The organism is Rhodoferax saidenbachensis, assembly GCF_031457975.1.
Taxonomy (GTDB): Bacteria; Pseudomonadota; Gammaproteobacteria; order Burkholderiales; family Burkholderiaceae_C; genus Allorhodoferax; species Allorhodoferax saidenbachensis_A.
In genome coordinates, this window is record NZ_JAVDXO010000009.1 from 152068 (window position 1) to 169882 (window position 17815).

19 protein-coding genes are annotated in these 17815 nt (G+C 62.9%); 8 read left to right on the forward strand and 11 right to left on the reverse strand.

Annotation, left to right across the window (positions count from 1 at the left end; translation table 11 throughout):
- Positions 1-4: 4 nt before the first annotated feature.
- The 7 genes from gspM to gspG are packed head-to-tail and all read right to left on the reverse strand — an operon-like array spanning position 5 to position 4554.
- On the reverse strand, positions 5-478 hold the full coding sequence (gspM, locus tag J2X15_RS17385; protein WP_310345130.1) for a type II secretion system protein GspM: 474 nt from the start codon (positions 476-478) through the stop codon (positions 5-7).
- Positions 475-1659, reverse strand: coding sequence for a type II secretion system protein GspL (gspL, locus tag J2X15_RS17390; RefSeq protein ID WP_310345133.1), 1185 nt, complete (start codon positions 1657-1659; stop codon positions 475-477). Before gspL ends, gspM begins: the two co-directional genes overlap by 4 nt.
- Positions 1660-1693: 34 nt before the next feature.
- Entirely contained in the window at positions 1694-2656 is a 963-nt protein-coding gene (gene gspK, locus J2X15_RS17395; RefSeq protein WP_310345136.1) for a type II secretion system minor pseudopilin GspK, read from the reverse strand.
- A complete protein-coding gene (locus J2X15_RS17400; RefSeq protein ID WP_310345139.1) occupies positions 2653-3330 on the reverse strand; it encodes a PulJ/GspJ family protein in 678 nt (225 codons plus the stop codon). The genes gspK and J2X15_RS17400 overlap by 4 nt, the downstream gene beginning before the upstream one ends.
- Positions 3330-3698 carry a type II secretion system minor pseudopilin GspI gene (gene gspI, locus J2X15_RS17405; RefSeq protein ID WP_310345142.1) on the reverse strand — a complete coding sequence of 123 codons (369 nt, stop codon included), beginning with the start codon at positions 3696-3698 and terminating at the stop codon, positions 3330-3332. Before gspI ends, J2X15_RS17400 begins: the two co-directional genes overlap by 1 nt.
- Positions 3695-4126, reverse strand: coding sequence for a prepilin-type N-terminal cleavage/methylation domain-containing protein (locus tag J2X15_RS17410; RefSeq protein ID WP_409034301.1), 432 nt, complete (start codon positions 4124-4126; stop codon positions 3695-3697). Before J2X15_RS17410 ends, gspI begins: the two co-directional genes overlap by 4 nt.
- The gene (gspG, locus tag J2X15_RS17415) at positions 4123-4554 is read right to left on the reverse strand and encodes a type II secretion system major pseudopilin GspG (RefSeq protein ID WP_310345144.1); all 432 of its coding nucleotides are present in this window, start codon (positions 4552-4554) and stop codon (positions 4123-4125) included. The genes J2X15_RS17410 and gspG overlap by 4 nt, the downstream gene beginning before the upstream one ends.
- Before the next feature lie 117 nt (positions 4555-4671).
- Here gspG and J2X15_RS17420 point away from each other — a divergent pair, with 117 nt between their 5' ends.
- Positions 4672-5190 carry a type II secretion system protein N gene (locus J2X15_RS17420; RefSeq protein WP_310345147.1) on the forward strand — a complete coding sequence of 173 codons (519 nt, stop codon included), beginning with the start codon at positions 4672-4674 and terminating at the stop codon, positions 5188-5190.
- Between the two features lie 45 nt (positions 5191-5235).
- Here J2X15_RS17420 and ilvA read toward each other — a convergent pair whose 3' ends face one another.
- Positions 5236-6858 (reverse strand): threonine ammonia-lyase, biosynthetic, encoded by a 1623-nt coding sequence (gene ilvA / locus J2X15_RS17425; protein ID WP_310345149.1) that lies wholly within the window; start codon positions 6856-6858, stop codon positions 5236-5238.
- 124 nt (positions 6859-6982) lie between these two features.
- Between ilvA and J2X15_RS17430 the strand changes: the two genes are divergently transcribed.
- Entirely contained in the window at positions 6983-7432 is a 450-nt protein-coding gene (locus J2X15_RS17430; RefSeq protein ID WP_310345151.1) for an OsmC family protein, read from the forward strand.
- Between the two features lie 7 nt (positions 7433-7439).
- Here J2X15_RS17430 and coq7 read toward each other — a convergent pair whose 3' ends face one another.
- Positions 7440-8057, reverse strand: a complete 618-nt coding sequence (coq7, locus tag J2X15_RS17435) for a 2-polyprenyl-3-methyl-6-methoxy-1,4-benzoquinone monooxygenase (RefSeq protein ID WP_310345154.1) — start codon at positions 8055-8057, stop codon at positions 7440-7442.
- 244 nt (positions 8058-8301) lie between these two features.
- On the opposite strand from coq7, the gene J2X15_RS17440 reads away from it, so the two are divergent.
- On the forward strand, positions 8302-9303 hold the full coding sequence (locus J2X15_RS17440) for a porin (RefSeq protein ID WP_310345156.1): 1002 nt from the start codon (positions 8302-8304) through the stop codon (positions 9301-9303).
- A gap of 289 nt (positions 9304-9592) precedes the next feature.
- A complete protein-coding gene (locus J2X15_RS17445; protein ID WP_310345160.1) occupies positions 9593-10672 on the forward strand; it encodes a porin in 1080 nt (359 codons plus the stop codon).
- Positions 10673-10797: 125 nt separating this feature from the next.
- Here the strand turns inward: J2X15_RS17445 and J2X15_RS17450 are convergent, their stop codons facing one another.
- Both J2X15_RS17450 and zwf read right to left on the reverse strand, forming a co-directional pair.
- Positions 10798-11646: a MurR/RpiR family transcriptional regulator gene (locus tag J2X15_RS17450; protein WP_310345163.1), complete on the reverse strand. Its 849-nt coding sequence runs from the start codon at positions 11644-11646 to the stop codon at positions 10798-10800.
- Positions 11647-11651: 5 nt separating this feature from the next.
- Positions 11652-13118: a glucose-6-phosphate dehydrogenase gene (gene zwf, locus J2X15_RS17455; RefSeq protein ID WP_310345166.1), complete on the reverse strand. Its 1467-nt coding sequence runs from the start codon at positions 13116-13118 to the stop codon at positions 11652-11654.
- Positions 13119-13260: 142 nt separating this feature from the next.
- Between zwf and tal the strand changes: the two genes are divergently transcribed.
- The 4 genes from tal to J2X15_RS17475 are packed head-to-tail and all read left to right on the forward strand — an operon-like array spanning position 13261 to position 17686.
- The gene (gene tal / locus J2X15_RS17460) at positions 13261-14208 is read left to right on the forward strand and encodes a transaldolase (RefSeq protein WP_310345169.1); all 948 of its coding nucleotides are present in this window, start codon (positions 13261-13263) and stop codon (positions 14206-14208) included.
- Positions 14209-14220: 12 nt separating this feature from the next.
- Complete coding sequence (pgi, locus tag J2X15_RS17465; protein WP_310345172.1) at positions 14221-15789, forward strand: glucose-6-phosphate isomerase; 1569 nt, start codon at positions 14221-14223, stop codon at positions 15787-15789.
- 2 nt (positions 15790-15791) lie between these two features.
- Positions 15792-17039 carry a winged helix-turn-helix domain-containing protein gene (locus J2X15_RS17470; RefSeq protein WP_310345175.1) on the forward strand — a complete coding sequence of 416 codons (1248 nt, stop codon included), beginning with the start codon at positions 15792-15794 and terminating at the stop codon, positions 17037-17039.
- Positions 17036-17686: an HAD family hydrolase gene (locus tag J2X15_RS17475; protein WP_310345177.1), complete on the forward strand. Its 651-nt coding sequence runs from the start codon at positions 17036-17038 to the stop codon at positions 17684-17686. Before J2X15_RS17470 ends, J2X15_RS17475 begins: the two co-directional genes overlap by 4 nt.
- The last annotated feature ends 129 nt before the right edge of the window (positions 17687-17815 follow it).

Genomic DNA, 17815 nt, shown 5'->3' on the forward strand with positions numbered 1-17815 from the left:
GTGTTCAGTTGCCGGGCAAGGGCAGTTGCAGGGTGCCGTTCCAGTTGCCCTTGGCATCGCGGCTCAGGTTGGCCTGGTTGGGGGCCAGGCGCGCTTCGGTGCGCGCGCGGGCCAGCCACTGGGCCAGGGCCTGCGGGCTGGCGCCACGCAGCGTCACGGTGGCCAGTGTGCCCTGTACCGCCACGCTGCCACTGGTGCCCAACGCACCCAACGTGCTTTGCAGGGCCTGCTGGGCAGCAGCGGTGGACAGTGGGGGCTGGGTCTGCAGGCTCTGCGCCTCGGCTTGCAGGCCGCGCATGGTTTGCAGCTGGGCCTCCAGCCGCGGGGCCTGGGTTTCCCATTGGCGCAGGCTGCGCAGCGCTGGCGCTACGCCCAGCCACCACAGCAGGGCCAGGCCGACCAAGACCATTGCCACGCCAAGCATGCGCTGCTCACGCGGCGCGCGTTGGCCCCACCAGTGGCGTAGCGACGCACTCATGGCGTACTCCGCGGGCTGAGCAGCAGGGTGTCGCCGTCCAGGCGGGCGCTGTAGCCACGCGTTTGCAACTGGTTTTGCAGTGGGGGAAGCTGTTCGGGGTTTACTGCCAGGCCGCGCACGCGCATCTCGCTCGCTACAAAATCAATAGCTGCTGGCGCATATTTTGCGGGGGCTAGAGCCTCAAAACCTTCCAAACTACCGAGTGCAGCCAACAAACTCTCCAGATCGCGCGCCGAGGCGCTGCCGCTGGCCTGGCGCAGGCTGGCCACGCCGCGTTCCATTTGCAGCGGGGCGTCCACCACCACCGGGGTGTTGGGGAAGGTGGCCAGCAAGGTGGCTTGCAAGGCGTTGCGTTGTTGCGTGAGCTGGCTGCTGGCCTGCCAGGCCGCCACATTCAACCCCAGCAGCTGCACGCCCAGCAAGGCCACAGCGGCCCAGCGCGCGGGGCGCCATTGCGGTGCCTGCCACAGCGCGGCGGCCACCTGCTGCAGGCGGCGCGTGGCCGGATGGCTGCGCGCCATGTCGCCCTGGGCCAGGTCCCAGTCGCTCTGGGCGCATTGCTGCAGGCGTTCGTCGCGCGACAGCACCTGCACCTCACCGCGGTGTAGGGCATCGGCCAGGCCGGCTACGGCGGGCTCGGCCAGCACGCTGCGTGGCAACCAGGATTCGGGAATGGAGGCGGACGAGGTGTGGTCCGCGGAGAGCGGGCGCCACTGCACGCCGTTGCCATCTATCCACACGGCCTGCGCCGCGTCTGCATCACCGGTCACCCACAAGGTGTCCGCATCGGTTTGCGGCGCCCATTCGGGCACCACGGTGCTGACCTGGTGGCCTGCATGCTCCAGCGCCAGCAGCGCCTGGCGCAGCCAGCCGCGTGCGCAGGCAGCCACCCACACGGGGCTACCTGCCGTCAGGGCGGGCTGCAGCGCAAAGTGCATCTGGGCAGGCTCGTCCAGCAGTTGGTCTTCCAGCAGGCCTTCGAGCACGGCGCGCAGCCGGGGGCCCTGGCGCTGCACGCCCACGGGTAGCTGCACGCGGTGCCACGACAACGCTTGCGCGGGTACCACGGCTGTAACATGGCCCGCCCGCGCAGCACGGCCCGCGCCCGCCCATTCCCACTGCGCCACCGGGGTGGCGGGCAGGTCAGCAGGTAATGGCAACAGGACGAGCGGCGGGTTCATGCGTGGGGTGTAAGAGGGCGCTTTTGTGGGCGGTTCATTGTACGGAGGCCACCTCGGGTGCCAGGCGCTCTTTCCATAGGGGTTTCACCAACAGGCCGTCGCGCTGCACCACGGTGCGTTCCTGGGTGTCCAGCGTGCCCAGGCGCAGGCGAACGCGCACCTCGAAATAACGCGAGTTCACGCTGTGCTGGGTGTCCACCGTGGCCAGGTTTGCCAGGCCGGACGCTTGCACTACCTCGGCCAGTGTCTGGAAGTGGTTGAGCGCACGCGCCGCGACCAGGCGCTGCGCACCCCCCGCGTCCAGACCCGGCAGGCAGGCCTGTAGCAGCACGGCGGGGGCGGTGTTCAGGTTCACCGGTGTGCGCTCGGGCAACAGCACCACATAGGGCCGCAGCACGCGCACCGTAGCGGGCGACAGGCCCAGCCAGCCCAGTTGCTCCGCGCTGCGCGGCAGCAGCGGGTGAGGCTGGTTGGTAGCTGTCGGGGTGTCGGGCGGCTCCAGCGCCAGCTGCAGGTTGTGCACCAGCACTTGTAATTCGGTGGGTGGCAGGTGCAGTGCATCAAACAGGCGCGTGACGGCCTGCAGCGTGGCCGAATGTGGACGCCCCTCCTGCACCAGGTTGAGCAGGTTCAGTCGCGCCTGCAGGTCGTTGATCTGGCCGGACAGGCTGGCCTCTTGCAGCGCCTCCAGCGCCGCATCGCCACCGCCCTGGCTGGCCAGAAAAGCGGAGAGCTTGGCGTCTTGCAGCGGCACGGCCCAGGGCTCGGCCAGGTGGTCGGTGGCGCCAGTGCGTGCGTCTTCGCGCAAGATCAGTCGCGCCCAGTCCACCGCGCCCTGCAAGATCCAACTGGCCTGGGTGCGCTGGCGCTCCGCAGTTTCCACCTCCAGCGTGCGCCACTGCTGCCACAGCGCGGCGGCGCTGAGTGCGGCCACCAGCGTGACCAGCAGCATGGCGGTGAGGATGGCCGCACCGCGCTGGCGCCGCGTGGTCGTCATGGCGTACCCCCGGTGTTGGCGCGCGCCCAGTCACGCGTCACGGCGCCGGCCAAGGGGTGGGGCTGCGACACCGTGAGCACTAGGCGCACGCCGTCAGGCACGTTGGCGGCGGGCTCGGCACCTGCGGCATTGCTCCCCGCGCTGGAGAGCGGGTTGCTCCATGCACCGCCACGGTAGAAGTACAGCTGCCATTGGTCCAGCGCGGCAATGCGCACCTCGCGCGTGCGCACGCCATTGGCGCTGTCGGCACCGGCCCCTTGTACCCAGGCATCGGCCGCAGCCCAGGCGCTGGTCCATTCTTCCCGCGTGCGCACCGGCGTGGACTGCCAGCGCAGCCACTGTGCGCGGCCTTCGCGCTCGGCGCGCGTCCAGGCCACCACCTGCACACCGGCGCTGTCGCCCGCGGCGGCGCGGCGCGTTAGGCGCAGGGTGCGGCCGTCCCACTCCAGTGTGCGGGTTTGTGGCAGCTCGGTCAGCGCGTCCAGGTCGGTGGTCCATTGAGAGAGGCCAGCGTCCAGTGCCAGCACGGCATCGGCATGTTCGCGGTTGCTGTCCATGGCCTGCTGCATGCCGGCCAGTGCGCGCCAGCCCATCACGGCCATCAGCGCCATCACGCCCAGCGCCACCAGCAGTTCGATGAGGGTGAAGCCACGGGACCGATAGATAGTTCGCATCAGTAGCGCCCCACCACGGTACCCAGTTGCAGCAGCGGCACGCCGTCCAGCGCCACGCGCGTTTCCACACGGCGGAAGTTGGGGTTGGGTGTGGGCTGCACCAGCAGGCGCAGGTCCATCGTGCGCCCCGCCTGTTCGCAGGGGCGCGTGCTGTCGCCCACATCGGGCAGCTGGCGCGACAGACGCACCTGGGCCAGCGCGTTGTCGGCACACAGCTGGGCCAGCACGCGCTCGGTCTGGCGGCCGGTGTTGCGCGTCATGGACGAGGTGGCCTGCAGGCCCGCAATCAGCGTCACGGCCACGATGGCCAGCGCCACCAGCACCTCAATCAGGGTGAAGCCCTGGTGCCTGTGGTGCGCAGTGGTCATGGCGCGTTGCTGCGCACGGCAAAGGGCCGCACGCCATCGGTGGCCACCCAGAGGCTGCGTTCGGGCTGGTCCTTGTTCCACAAGCGCACCGCTTGGGGGGCGATCAAGGGGTCGGGGCCCAGCAATACGGGCTCGCTTTGGGCCTGTATTCCTATGGCTTGCCAGGTGCTGGGGAGCGCTGAGGCGTCTTTCACTGGGGGGAGGCCTTCAAACACAAAGCCCTGCGCGGTACTGCGCCAGCGCACCGGGTTGCCGCTGGCACGGGACTGGGCACGGGCGGATTCCAGCAGCGCCGCCAAGCGCTGGGCTTCGCGGTCCAACTGGGAATGTGCCGCATCGCGCAGTGCAAAGGCCACCCCCGCTGCGGCTACCCCCACGATGGCGACCACCAGCAGGAGTTCGAGCAGGGTGAAGCCGCGCGGTCTCACCAGTTCCCGATGTCGGCGTCTTTGCCGTCGCCGCCTGCCTGGCCATCGGCGCCAAAGCTCATCACGTCGATCTCGCCCTTGAGGCCGGGGCTGAGGTACAGGTAGGCGCGGCCCCAGGGGTCGTTGGGCAGCTTGTCCAGGTAGGGGCGCCAGTTGGGGGGCGGCGAGCCTGCCGTGGGTTTGGCCACCAGCGCCTGCAGGCCCTGCTCGCCGCTGGGGTAGCGCTGGTTGTCCAGCTTGTAGAGCTTGAGCGCCTGGGTCAGGTTGGCAATGTCCGTTTTGGCGGCGGCCACGCGGGCGTCGTCGGCGCGGTCCAGCACATTGGGCACGATGAGCGCGGCCAGCACGCCGATGATGACCAGCACCACCATGAGTTCGATCAGGGTGAAGCCGCGGGCACGTGCAAAAGAGCGAGGAACAAGGCGCATGGTGTGGGAGCCAGGGTGGTGTGGGTGGAACTGGGCGCCTGCCGGGGCAGGGCGCATGGGCCTTCCATGATAATGCGCTGCATGGTCCTGTCTGCCCCTTCTCTGTGGTGGCCGCGTTTGGCGGCATTCGTTCTGGCGGCGCTGGCGGCCGCCAGTGCGGCCGTCTGGGGGCTGCGTGTGGCCGCGCCGGTGCAGGCCAGCAGCATTGCGGCTGTGGCTGCCCCTGTGGTGCCACCCGATGCTGTGGCCGTGACGCGCGCACTTGGCGGTGCTGCGGCAGCAGTCGATGCCTCCGCCGGTGCGCAGGCTGCGCCTGTGCTGGAGTCGGCACGGTTTGCGCTGATGGGGGTGGTGGGCCAGCCCCATGCCAATGGCGCTGCCTTGGTGTCGGTAGACGGCAAGCCCGCCAAGCCCTATACCGTGGGTGGGAATGTGGTGGATGGCTGGACGCTGCAGTCGGTGCAGGGGCGCCGTGCCACGCTGGCGCGCAATGGGGCGGAGATGGTGTTGGAGCTGCCAGCGCTGCTGCCTGCGGCCACGTTGCCGGTGGTCTCAGCCCAGTCGGCTTCGGGCAAGTCTGCAGACGCGGATGCCAAGGGTCCTTCCATGGAGATCAAAGGAAAAATGGCTCCCTAGCCCGCGCAGACTATGCGTGAGCAGCTACTCTTTTGGTAGCAACTCTCATCGCTGCAGGAACATGCGGTACACCGGATTTGCGGTTTCTTCCACATAGGGGTAGTTCAGCGTTTCCAGAAATTGCGCAAACGCTACGTTGTCCGCCGCAGGCACTTGCAGGCCCACCAAAATGCGGCCGTAGTCGGCGCCCTGGTTGCGGTAGTGGAACAGGCTGATGTTCCAGCCCGGGCGCATCAGGCTCAGGAACTTCATCAGCGCACCCGGGCGCTCCGGGAACACAAAGCGCAGCAACCGTTCATCTTGTGCCAAGCTGGAGATGCCGCCCACCATGTGGCGGATGTGTTCCTTGGCCAGCTCGTCGTGCGTGAGGTCCAGCGTCTGAAAACCGTGCTTGGTAAAACTCTTGGCGATCTTGCCGGACTCGCCCTTGTTCTGCGTGGTCAGGCCGACAAACACATGGGCTTGTGCGGCGTCGCTGATGCGGTAGTTGAACTCGGTCACATTGCGCGTGCCGCCGGGCAGCTCGCCAATCAGCTCGCAAAAGCGCTTGAAGCTGCCGCGCTCTTCAGGAATCGTCACTGCAAACAGCGCCTCGCGTTCCTCGCCCACCTCGGCGCGCTCGGCCACAAAGCGCAGGCGGTCGAAGTTCATGTTGGCGCCACACAGAATGGCGGCATAGGTCTCGCCCTTGGTCTTGTGGGTGGCTACGTACTGCTTGATGGCCGCCACGGCCAAAGCGCCCGCGGGCTCCACGATGGAGCGCGTGTCCACAAAAATGTCCTTGATGGCCGCGCACACGGCGTCGGTGTCCACGGTCACATAGTCGTCCACCAGGTTGCTGGCGATGCGGAAGGTTTCCTCACCCACCAGCTTCACCGCGGTGCCGTCGGAGAACAGGCCTACGTCGGGCAGGGTGACGCGCTGCTTGGCGGCCACCGACTGGATCATGGCGTCGGAGTCGTTCATCTGCACGCCGATGACCTTGACACCGGGCGCCACGGCCTTGATGTAGTTGGCCACGCCCGAGATCAGTCCGCCGCCGCCAATTGCGACAAACACGGCGTCCAGACCGGGGCCGGTCTTGCTGCCGGTTTTGTGGCCCGACTTGGCCGCCTTGTCGGCGCCCAGCGTCTGTACTTGGCGCATGATTTCCATGGCCACCGTGCCCTGGCCGGCGATCACGTCCGGATCGTCAAAGGGGTGTACAAAGGTCAGCCCCTCTTTTTTCTGCAGCGTCACGGCGTGGCCATAGGCGTCGGAATAGCTCTCGCCAAACAGCACCACCTCGCCACCAAAGCCGCGAACCGCATCCACCTTGAGCTGGGGCGTGGTGGTGGGCATCACGATGACCGAACGCACACCCATGCGGCTGGCCGACAGGGCCACGCCCTGCGCATGGTTGCCGGCAGAGGCGCAGATCACGCCCTTGGCGATCTGCTCGGGCGGCATCTGCGCCATCTTGTTGTAGGCGCCACGCAGCTTGAAGCTGCGCACGGGTTGCTGGTCTTCGCGCTTGAAGAGCACGGTGTTGTGCAGGCGGCGGCTCAGGGCGCGAGCGGGCTCCAGCGCGGTTTCGTTGGCCACGTCGTAGACGCGTGCAGTAAGGATTTTCTTGAGGTAATCCGCCGGGGTGAGGTGGGGGGCTGGGGTCTGCTGGGGGGAACTCACGGGGCTACACTCCGATATGAATAGGCGAAAACGCAATTGGACAGCTCCGCGCGGGGCTGTTAGATTGCATTGTAGCGGACTGTTTTTGGCCCCGCGCGGGGCAATTTATTGAAGGATGAACACCATGGAATGCACAGTGAGCTGGACTGGCGGCTTGAACACCCGATCTGGCATGGGCTTTGTCGCCGAGACCGGCAGCGGCCACATTTTGACGATGGACGGTGCGCCGGATGCCGCCAAACCCGAGAACGGTGGCCAGAACCTGGCGCCACGCCCCATGGAAACCGTGTTGGCCGGCACCGGCGGCTGCACCGCCTATGACGTGGTGCTGATCCTCAAGCGCGGCCGCCATGACATCCGTGGCTGCACCGTCAAGCTCACCACCGAGCGCGCCGAGGTCGATCCCAAGGTGTTCACCAAGATCCACATGCAGTTCACCGTGACCGGCAAGGGCATTCCCGCCAGCGCCGTGGAGCGCGCCATCGCCATGAGCCACGAAAAGTACTGCTCTGCCAGCATCATGCTGGGCAAAACGGCAGAGATCACGACCGGGTTCGACCTGGTCGAGGTTTGAAGAGTCTCTAGATTCGCTCCGCCACGGTGGTCATCACCTGGGCGGCGGCGCGCATGAGCGCCTTGACGGGTTGGGGCAAGTCCACGCCGCCTGCCGCTTTGGCCTCGTCCGCGTGGCGCAGCTCATCGTCATGCATTTGCGCCACGATGGCGCGTGAAGCGTGGTCACCCTCCGGCAATAGTGTCAGGTGACTCTGCAGGTGGTCGCCCACTTGCTTTTCGGTTTCCACCACAAATCCCAGGCTAACGGCATCGCCCATGCGCCCGGCCAGCAGCCCCAAACCAAAAGCTCCGGCGTACCACAGCGGGTTCAACAACGAGGGTCGTGCCCCCAGCTCTTCCAGCCGCTGCGCCGTCCAGGCCAGATGGTCGGTTTCTTCCAACGACGCCTGCGTGAAGTGCGCGCGCAGCCCGGGGTTGGGCGTGGCCAGAGCCTGTGCTGTGTAGAGGGCTTGTGCGCAGACCTCCCCTACATGGTTCACCCGCATCAGGCCTGCAGCCTTTTGCTTTTCTGCGACCGAAAGCTCTGTGACATGCTCTGCCACGGTAGGGCAAGCCTTGGCAGCGTGTGGCTGAGCGAACAGTGTGCGCAGCGCGGTGTCTGCAGCAGTAAAGAATGCGTCCATGGGAGATGTTTCCAGTATGGGGAGAGAGTCTACCGGGGCTGACGTTTAGGTGAGGTTGATGACAGTCAAACAAATTGTTGCAACCCAACAACGGTAACCGGGAGGAACCCTAATATTTCAGGCTTTTCCTTTGCCAAACGCTCCCTCGTCTGGTGCAATACATCCAACTTCCTGAATAGGAGGTTGGCCCGGAGTTCCGAACAATCGGTCCGGAGCTCTATGTTTAACCTTGGAGTATTTCTACATGAAAAAGACTTTGATCGCTTTGGCCGTTTTGGCTGCTTCCGGCGCTTCTTTCGCTCAAGCCACTATCTCTGGTAACGTGACTTCTGGCTACCGTGCGTCTACCGCTGTGACTACAGCCGCTGGCGTGAGCACTTCTAGCGACTCTTCCGGCCTGGGCCTGGATACCGCAGAATTGTTCTTCACTGCTAACGAAGACTTGGGTGGCGGCTTGAAGGCTACTGCCGTGTTGAGCTTCGACACTGTTGCCCGTGCTGGCGTTGCTGGTGGCGACACTTCCTTGACTCTGGCTAACGCTTCTTGGGGCGCTTTGGCTCTGAAGTCGGTCAAGGGTGCTGACTACCTGTCTGGCGGTATCGCCAACGTGGGTGGTGTTGGTTTTGACGGCAAAATTTTCAGCGGCAAGACTTACTCTGACAGCATTTCCTACACATCGCCTTCCTTCAGCGGTTTCACCATTGGTCTGTCCCACGCTGAAAACAGCGTGAACACCGTTACCACTGGCCAAGGCCTGGGTGTTGGCGCTGCTGGTGCTCCTACTGGTCGTGATTCTCAGCGTAGTTCTGGTATCTCCGGTGCTTACGCTGCTGGCCCCTTGGCCGCCAACCTGGGTTACACCACGTACGACCAAAAGGGTACTGAAGCTCTGGATCCATCCAACAGCGACAGCAAAGTGTATGCATCCGCTGCATACGACTTCGGCGTGTTCAAACTGGGTGCTGGTGTAGAAGCTCGCAAGCTGGTTAAGGGCACTCGCAATGACGCTCTGATCGGTGCAGCATTGCCTTTGGGCGCTTTCACACTGAACGCTACATTTGCTAGCCGTGCATTTAACGACAACAACGCAGCTACTGACGGCACCAAGACCGGTTACGGTTTGGGCGCTGCCTACGCTCTGAGCAAGCGTACTAGCGTTGTGGCTAACTACCGCAACTGGACTCAAAACGTTGGTGACAACGCCAAGTCCACAGAAACCAACCTGTTGCTGTCGCACTCCTTCTAATTTTTGGCTGGCTTAGCCAGTTTGAAATTTCAAGACAAAAAACCCGCTGTAGAAATACAGCGGGTTTTTTTTGTCATGTATGAAATTTCATAATGCGGTGAAATTTTGTCTTTTGGTGCTAATACAACAAAACATGCTTTTTGATGATCGTGTCTAATTTTTGTCCCTTTAGTTACATGACGAGGACGTGAATTTTTGTTTCAATAGACATTGCTTCTGAATTAAGAAGTATCCGTTGGTCAAAAGGCTATTGACCAACTACCTAACTCAAATTGAAGAGACATACCAAATGAAAAAAACACTCATCGCCCTGGCTGCTTTGGCTGCAACGGGCGCGTCGTTCGCGCAAGCTACGATTACTGGCAGCTTAATCACGGGCTACAAGTCTAGCTACCAGGCCCCTAATGCCGGTGCTGCTGGGCAACAAGCAGTGCAAAACGTTACCCAAGCCATCGCCGGTGGCTCGGGTGGCAACGCAGTTGGCGATTCTTCCGGCTTGGGTATTGATACATCGTTGATTACATTCAATGCCAAAGAGGATTTGGGTGGTGGCATGAGCGTGGTTGCGGAAATGAGTTTCGATGGTGTTAACCGCGCTGGCGTCAATGGTGGTGATACATCCTTGAAGTTGACTACGGGTGTCGGTCGTTTGACCCTGCAAAGCTACAAGCCTGTTGACTACCTGTCCGGCGGTATTTCTGGCGTTGGCGGCGTGGGTATGGATAACAAAGTTTTCCCATCCCGCACTTTGAAAGAGGGCTTAGGTTTTGACACCAAACTCGGTTCTGTTTATTTGGGTTTCCTGCATACTGAACAGGCTTCGGTCAGCTCTTCTACAACCGTAGGCGTAGGTAGTGGTTTGGGTGTTGGCGGTGCTGGAGCTGCTGGAACGACCGGACAACGCGCCAATAGCTGGGCTGCTACTTACGTGGGTGGTGCTTTGATTGCAAACTTGAACTATGTGGTATATGACGGTCGCACCGACAATGTGAACACGTCGTACAAAGATGTGATTCGTACTGCGGCTTCGTATGATTTTGGTGCTGCCAAATTGGGTGGTGGTCTGTCTGTTTTGACCACGACTGGCGGTGCAACATTGACGGATGCTTTGGTAGCTGTTTCGGTGCCTATCGGCGCCTTTACCTTGGGTGCAAACTTCGCTACTGAAACATTTAGTGGTTCTGTCGCGCAGACTGGCATATCGGCATCTGCCGGCGCGCTGGACCAGACTCGTAACGGCTATGGATTGTCTGCAACTTACGCTCTGAGCAAGCGCACCAGTTTGATTGCAAACTATGCCAATTGGCTGTCGGCTATTGGAAGAGACCGAAGCAGCGAAACCAACCTGCTGGTTTCCCACTCCTTCTAATCATGGCGCTGGCGTAGGCCAGTATATGGTTTAACTATAAAAGCCTGCTGTAGTAATACAGCGGGCTTTTTGTTTGGATGGTTGCCCAGTGATGCCGTAGTCAGAGGCGCAAGGCCTAAGTTCGCTTAGGCATACCGCTTGTTCCGCAAGTTGTGTTTCATCTCACGCAGCAGGGGTTGCAGCTTATTACTACCGATGCGCAGGGCCACGCAGGTGGCGAGGATGTCGATGATCATCAGGTGCAGTAGGCGGGAGACCATGGGGCTGTAGCGGTCGAAGCCTTCGGGATGGTCTGCACTGAGGTGAATATGCCCAGCACTGGCCAGGGGAGAGCCGCTGGCGGTGATGACGATGGTGGTGGCGCCGTTTTTGCGGGCGATGTCGCAGGCATCCATCAGGTCACGGGTGCGGCCGGAATTGCTGATGACGACCACACAGTCGCCCGGTCCCAGGATGGAGGCACTCATGACCTGCATGTGTCCATCGCTGTAGGCGGTGGTGTTGATGCCCAGGCGGAAGAACTTATGTTGCGCGTCTTGCGCCACGATGCCGGAATTGCCCACACCGAAGAACTGGATTTGCCGGCCTGCGCTGTAGGCGTCTACCAGCGCTAATACGGCCTTTTCAATGGCCAGGGTGGAGGCGTCGTTGCGGTACTTGAGGAAGGCGGCCACGGTGTTGTCGATGACCTTGACCATCACATCGCCGGTTTTGTCGTCGGCGTCCACGCTGCGGTGGATAAAGGGGACGCCTTCGTTCACCGTACCCGCGAGTTTCAGCTTGAAATCTGAGAGACCGTCATAGCCCACGCTGCGGCAAAACCGCACCACCGTGGGTTTGCTCACATGCGCGCGGTCGGCCAATTCGCTGACGGGCAGCTTGGCAAACGCGCGAGGGTCTGCCAGGCAGAGTTTGCCCACCCGCTGTTCGGCGGGTGCAAGGGATGGCAGCGAGGCTTTGATTCGGTCCAACATAGGTTTTAGCTTTCTTCGCTCCAGCAGAAGCCGTCGCGTGCAATCATGGCGCTGGAGGCGCTCGGCCCCCAGGTACCAGCGGCGTACAGGCGTGGGCCCTGTGTGTCTGCCGCCCAGTGTTCCAGCATGGGCTCGACCCAACGCCAGGCCTCTTCCTGCTCGTCGCTGCGCACAAACAGGTTCAGGCGACCGTCAATCACGTCCAGCAGCAAGCGCTCGTAAGCCCCCACGCGCTCGGAACCGAAGCGTTTGTCAAAGTCCAGGTCCAGTTGCACGGGCGCTAGCGTTTGCGATGCCGCAGCGCGGGACTGCCGGTTTTCCTGGCCCTGGGCCAGCAAGTGCAGCTCCAAGCCATCCTTGGGCTGCAGGTTGATGATCAGGCGGTTTGCCGCGCCTTCATTGGAGTCATAGATGGCGTGGGGCGTGGGGCGGAAGTTGATGACGATGCGCGCATCGCGGCCCGCCAGGCGCTTGCCGGTGCGGATATAAAAAGGCACACCGGCCCAGCGCCAGTTGGCGATCTCGGTGCGCAGGGCGACAAAGGTTTCGGTGTTGCTCTTGGGGTCAACACCGGTTTCTTCGCGGTAGCCTGGCACCTTGTTGCCGCCGCTGGTGCCTGCAGAATACTGGCCGCGCACCACGTCCTGCTTGAGTGTCTCTGCGGTCCAGGGTTTGAGCGAGCGCAGCACCTTGAGCTTCTCGTCGCGGATGGCATCGGCATGCGAGTTGATCGGGGGTTCCATGGCAATCGCGCACAGCAGTTGCAGCGCGTGGTTTTGCACCATGTCGCGCAGGGCGCCCGTTGTCTCGTAAAACGCACCACGGCTCTCCACGCCCAGGTCTTCGGCGATGGTGATCTGGATGTTGGCGATGTGCTCACGGCGCCACAGGGGTTCAAACAGGGCATTGCCAAAGCGCATGGCAAACAGGTTTTGTACCGAGGGCTTGCCCAGGTAGTGGTCGATGCGGAAGATCTGCTTTTCTTCAAAGAACTGGCGCACGGTCTGGTTGATTGCGCGGTTCGATGCCAGGTCATGGCCCAGCGGTTTTTCCAGCACCACGCGGGTCTTGGGGGTGTTCAGGCCGGCAGCAGCCAACTGTTCGCACACATTGGTAAACAGGCTGGGCGCAGTGGCCACGTAGATCACCACGCTGTCGGCGTTGCGCGTGTTTAGCGTCTCGGCCAGTGCTGCATAGTCGTCGGGCTTGGACAGGTCCATGCGCTGGAATTCGAGGATGGCGGCAAAGCGGGCGAACTCTTCGGCGCTGGGGCGCTTGGCCAGCTCCACTTTTTCAAAGCGGGACTGGATCAGTGCGCGGTATTGCTCGTGGCTGAGGTTGTCACGGCCCACGCCGATGATGCGTCCACCTTCTGGCAGGGAGCCGTGGCGAAACGCCTGGAACAGTGCGGGCATCAACTTGCGCCAGGCCAAATCGCCGGTGCCGCCAAACATGACTAGATCAAAGCTCATAAGACAGGTGGTACGTTTAAGAGTTACATGAAAGATGACGTTGTAATGTAACTTTGTTTCATTGATAATTCAAGGGGACAAACCACAACACGTTGCTGGTTTACCCTTACGTCTTCAACTTGGCCTTTGGCCCGCGCCCTCCATGAACCAACTCGACGCACTCAAACAATTCACCACCGTGGTGGCTGACACCGGCGACTTCAAGCAACTGGACGCCTTCAAGCCCCAAGACGCGACCACCAACCCCTCGCTGATCCTGAAGGCCGTGCAAAAGGCCGACTACGCCCCCTTGGTGAAAGACACGGTGAACCAGTTCCGTGGCCGTCCCATGGATGAGATCGTGGACCGCCTGCTGGTGCGTTTTGGCTGCGAAATCCTCTCCATCATTCCCGGTCGCGTGTCCACCGAAGTGGACGCCCGTCTGAGCTTTGACACCAACGCCACCGTGGCGCGCGGCGAGCGTCTGATCGAGTTGTACCAGGCGCAAGGCATCCATTCGGACCGCGTGCTGATCAAGGTCGCCTCCACCTGGGAAGGCATCAAGGCCGCCGAGCAACTGGAGCGCAAGGGCATTCGCACCAACCTGACGTTGTTGTTCGCGTTCTGTCAGGCGGTTGCCTGCGGCCAGGCCAAGGTGCAACTGATTTCCCCGTTTGTCGGTCGTATTTACGACTGGTACAAAAAGTCTGCCGGCGCCGCCTGGGTGGAAGCTGACAACGCGCTGGCCAATGACCCCGGCGTGAAGTCCGTGGCGCAGATCTACAACTACTACAAGAAGTTCGGTATCAAAACCGAAGTCATGGGTGCGAGCTTCCGCAATGTGGGCCAGATCACCGCCTTGGCGGGTTGCGACCTGCTGACCATCAGCCCCGACCTGCTGGCGATTCTGGCAGCCACCGACGCACCGCTGACCCAGGCACTGAACGCCGACACGGCCAAGGACCTGGCGCTGGAACATGTGAGCTATGACGAAGCCAGCTTCCGCTTGGCGCTGAATAACGACGCCATGGCGACCGAGAAGTTGGCCGAAGGTATCCGCGCCTTCTGCGTGGACGCTGTGAAGCTGGAACAACTGCTGCTGGCAGCGTAAGGGGGGCGCACCATGGCACGTATCCGTTGTGACCGCACGCCCGCGTGGGGCGCTCTGCAAGCCGCCTATGACGCCACCGGCAAGGCGCTTGATGTGCGCGAGGCCTTCAAGGCCGACGCCCAGCGCTTTGGCCGCTTCAGCCAGGAGGCGCCCTATGTGTTTGCCGACTTGTCGAAGAATCGCATTGACGCCGCGACCGAAGCCTTGTTGATGGACCTGGCACGCCAAAGCGGCGTGCTGGAACACCGCGACGCCATGTTCGCGGGCCAGAAGATCAACAACACCGAACAGCGCGAGGTGTGGCACGTTTTGTTGCGTAATCCGCCTGGAGCCCCCGTCAACTATGCGGGAGCAGCTACGGAATTTGTAGCGGGTGAGCAGGCCAAGGTGCATGCCACGCTGGACGCCATGCTGGCCTACGCCGAGAAGGTGCGTGCCGACAAGGCCATCACCGACGTGGTGAACATTGGCATTGGCGGCTCCGACCTGGGCCCGCAAATGGCCGTGCTGGCGCTGGATGCCTTTGCCACCACCGGCAAACGCCTGCACTTTGTGAGCAATGTGGACGGCCACGAGTTGGCCGCCAAGCTGCCGCACCTCAAGGTGGAGAGCACGGTCTTTTTGATCGCCAGCAAGACCTTCACCACCATCGAAACCATGACCAACGCCGCTTCGGCCAAGGCCTGGTTCGAGGCGCAGGGTGGCACCGACATTGCGCGCCACTTTGCCGCGCTGACCACCAATGTGCCGGCGGCCAACGCCTTTGGCATCACCACCACCTTTGGCTTCTGGGACTGGGTGGGCGGTCGTTACTCCATGTGGTCGGCCATTGGCCTGCCGCTGGCCATCGCCATTGGTGCTGCGGGCTTCCGCGAATTCCTGGCGGGTGCGCATGCCATGGACGAGCATTTCCGCACCGCGCCGCTGGAGAGCAACCTCCCCGTGCGCCTGGGCCTGCTGGACGTCTGGTACCGCAACTTCCACGGCTTCACCAGCCGCAGCATTGCGCCGTACCACAGCGCGCTGCGCCGCGTGCCGGCCTATCTGCAGCAGTTGGAGATGGAGAGCAATGGCAAGCGTGTGGACGCCTCTGGCGAAGCGCTGCCGTTTGGTACCTCGCCCGTGCTGTGGGGCGAGCCCGGTACCAATGGCCAGCACGCCTACTTCCAGATGCTGCACCAAGGGACCGATGTGGTGCCCATGGAGTTCATCGCCGTGAAGAAGGCGCGCCACGACCTCAAGGGCCACCAGCCGCTGCTGCTGGCCAATGTGCTGGCACAAGCCCAGGCTCTGTTGCAGGGCAAGAGCGATGCGGGCGGCCACAAGCATTTCACTGGCAACCGCCCCAGCACATTCCTGTTGCTGGACGACCTGACTCCCGCTGCATTGGGCGCGCTGATTGCGCTGCAGGAGCACCGCGTGTTTGTCAGCGGCAGCCTGTGGGGCATCAACAGCTTTGACCAGTGGGGTGTGGAGCTGGGCAAGGTGCTGGCCAAGGAAATTGAGCCGCGCCTGGCCAGTGGCGACACCACCGGGCTGGACGGCTCCACTGCGGGCCTGCTGGCCCGTTTGCGCGCCTGAGTTTGTCCACTCTGAGCCTGCACCAAGCCCGCGCGCTGCACCTCGCAGCGCAGGGTTTGCTGCAGCCGCCCGCGCGGGCGGCCAAGCGGGCCGATGTGGCGTCTTGCATCCAGCGCATGGCGCTGCTGCAGATCGACACCATCCATGTGGTGTCGCGCAGTCCTTACCTCGTTTTGCATTCCCGCTTGGGCGATTACCCGCGTGAATGGCTGGAGGACACGCTGGCGGCCGCCAAGGTATTTGAAACCTGGGCGCATGAGGCCTGCTTTGCGCATGTGGACGATCTGCACATCCACCGCAGCTACAACCGCCACACGCGCCGTCATTGGGGCCTGGCCAAAGCCGCACAAAGCCATGCAGCGCAGCGCCCGCACTTGGACAAGCTGCTGGAGCACATCCGTGCCAATGGACCCGTGAAGTCATCCGACTTTGAGCGGCCCGAAGGCAAGGGCGGCCCTTGGTGGGGCTGGAAGGACGAGAAGCGCTGGCTGGAAGCCCTGTTCGCGCTGGGCGAGCTGATGATTGCGCGGCGCGAGAATTTCCACCGCGTCTATGACCTGAGCGAGCGCGTGGCGCCGCAGCTGCTGCAGCCCGTGGCCCCGACCAGCGAGGCCACGCTGCATGCCCAGTTGATGGAGAAAGCCATCACGGCGCTGGGCATCACCCAGGCGCGTTGGGTGAACGACTATTTCCGCACCAAGCCGCGCCTCAAGGATGTGGACCTGGATGCGCTGGTGGACGCCGGCAGCGTGCAGCGCGTGGCGGTAGAGGGCTGGGATGCACCCGGCTATGTACACGCCAGCCATACTGCGCTGCTGAAAAAAGCCCGCGCCGGCAAGCTGCAGGCCACGCATACCGCGCTGCTCTCGCCGTTCGACCCCGTGGTGTGGGACCGTGAACGCGGCTCCACGCTGTTTGACTTTGACTACCGGCTGGAGTGCTACACGCCCGAAGAGAAGCGCGTGTACGGCTACTTTGTGCTGCCCATCCTGTGCCGGGGTGAACTGATCGGCCGGTTGGACGCCAAGGCGCACCGGGCCGAGGGGGTGTTCGAGGTGCGCGGCCTCCATGTCCAGCCCGGGTTGGTGTGGAGTGACGAACACATCGCCGACGTGGCCCAGGCCATCCAGCGCAGTGCGGACTGGCACGGCACGCCACAGGTGCGCATCACCCAAACCCAACCCGCCAAGCTGGCCGCCCCATTGCGGCGTGCCCTGAAGAATCTGAAAATCGAAAGACCTGACGCATGAACGTGGTGTTTGACTTTGGCGCGGTGCTGTTCACCTGGCGCCCGGTGGATCTGGTGGCCGAATGTTTCCCGGACCGCGCGTCCACGTCGGCATTGGCCGGTCATCTGGCGCACGAGGTGTTTGGTCACCCCGACTGGCAGGGGTTTGATCGCGGTGCGGTCTCCATGCCCGAGGTGATTGACCGCACCGTGGCCCGCCTGGGGCTGGACCGGGCGGCGCTGACGAAGCTGGTCGAGAGCATTGGCGAACGCTTGGTGCCCCTGCCCGAGTCGATCGCGCTGCTGAACCGGCTGGACGCGCTGCGCACCCAGCAGCAGGCCAGCGGTGCCGAGCCGCTGCACCTCTACTTCCTGTCCAACATGCCCGTGCCCTACGCGCGTACGCTGGAGCACCTGCATCCGTTTCTGTTGAACTTCGACGGGGGTATTTTTTCGGGCGATGTGCTGCTCATCAAACCCGAGCCCGCCATCTACCAGCTGCTGCAAAGCCGCTACGCGCTGGACCCCGCCAAGACCGTGTTCATCGACGATCTGCTGGGCAACATCGAGGCTGCCCAGGCGCAGGGCTGGCACGGCATCCACTTCAAGAATGCCACCCAGGTCACGCAAGAGCTGCAGGCCGTAGGTTTAAGAGAAATTGGCCTCTAGCCCCCGTATCCATTGCGCCAGCAGCTATTAAAAACATAGTGAAGCAAACGTAAAAAAGCCCTGCAAGGCAAAACCTTGCGGGGCTTTTTATTGGCTGCAAGAGGGCTTGCACCCTCAGGCAAGGGGCAA

Bases quoted from the DNA above. Each gene is read 5' to 3' on its own strand.
- gspI (WP_310345142.1), bottom strand. From the start codon at position 3,698: ATGACCACTGCGCACCACAGGCACCAGGGCTTCACCCTGATTGAGGTG.
- J2X15_RS17400 (WP_310345139.1), bottom strand. From the start codon at position 3,330: ATGCGAACTATCTATCGGTCCCGTGGCTTCACCCTCATCGAACTGCTG.
- J2X15_RS17450 (WP_310345163.1), bottom strand. From the start codon at position 11,646: ATGTTGGACCGAATCAAAGCCTCGCTGCCATCCCTTGCACCCGCCGAA.
- J2X15_RS17430 (WP_310345151.1), top strand. From the start codon at position 6,983: ATGGAATGCACAGTGAGCTGGACTGGCGGCTTGAACACCCGATCTGGC.
- J2X15_RS17440 (WP_310345156.1), top strand. From the start codon at position 8,302: ATGAAAAAGACTTTGATCGCTTTGGCCGTTTTGGCTGCTTCCGGCGCT.
- zwf (WP_310345166.1), bottom strand. From the start codon at position 13,118: ATGAGCTTTGATCTAGTCATGTTTGGCGGCACCGGCGATTTGGCCTGG.
- J2X15_RS17475 (WP_310345177.1), top strand. From the start codon at position 17,036: ATGAACGTGGTGTTTGACTTTGGCGCGGTGCTGTTCACCTGGCGCCCG.
- gspM (WP_310345130.1), bottom strand. From the start codon at position 478: ATGAGTGCGTCGCTACGCCACTGGTGGGGCCAACGCGCGCCGCGTGAG.
- gspL (WP_310345133.1), bottom strand. From the start codon at position 1,659: ATGAACCCGCCGCTCGTCCTGTTGCCATTACCTGCTGACCTGCCCGCC.
- J2X15_RS17445 (WP_310345160.1), top strand. From the start codon at position 9,593: ATGAAAAAAACACTCATCGCCCTGGCTGCTTTGGCTGCAACGGGCGCG.
- pgi (WP_310345172.1), top strand. From the start codon at position 14,221: ATGGCACGTATCCGTTGTGACCGCACGCCCGCGTGGGGCGCTCTGCAA.
- coq7 (WP_310345154.1), bottom strand. From the start codon at position 8,057: ATGGACGCATTCTTTACTGCTGCAGACACCGCGCTGCGCACACTGTTC.
- gspG (WP_310345144.1), bottom strand. From the start codon at position 4,554: ATGCGCCTTGTTCCTCGCTCTTTTGCACGTGCCCGCGGCTTCACCCTG.
- tal (WP_310345169.1), top strand. From the start codon at position 13,261: ATGAACCAACTCGACGCACTCAAACAATTCACCACCGTGGTGGCTGAC.
- gspK (WP_310345136.1), bottom strand. From the start codon at position 2,656: ATGACGACCACGCGGCGCCAGCGCGGTGCGGCCATCCTCACCGCCATG.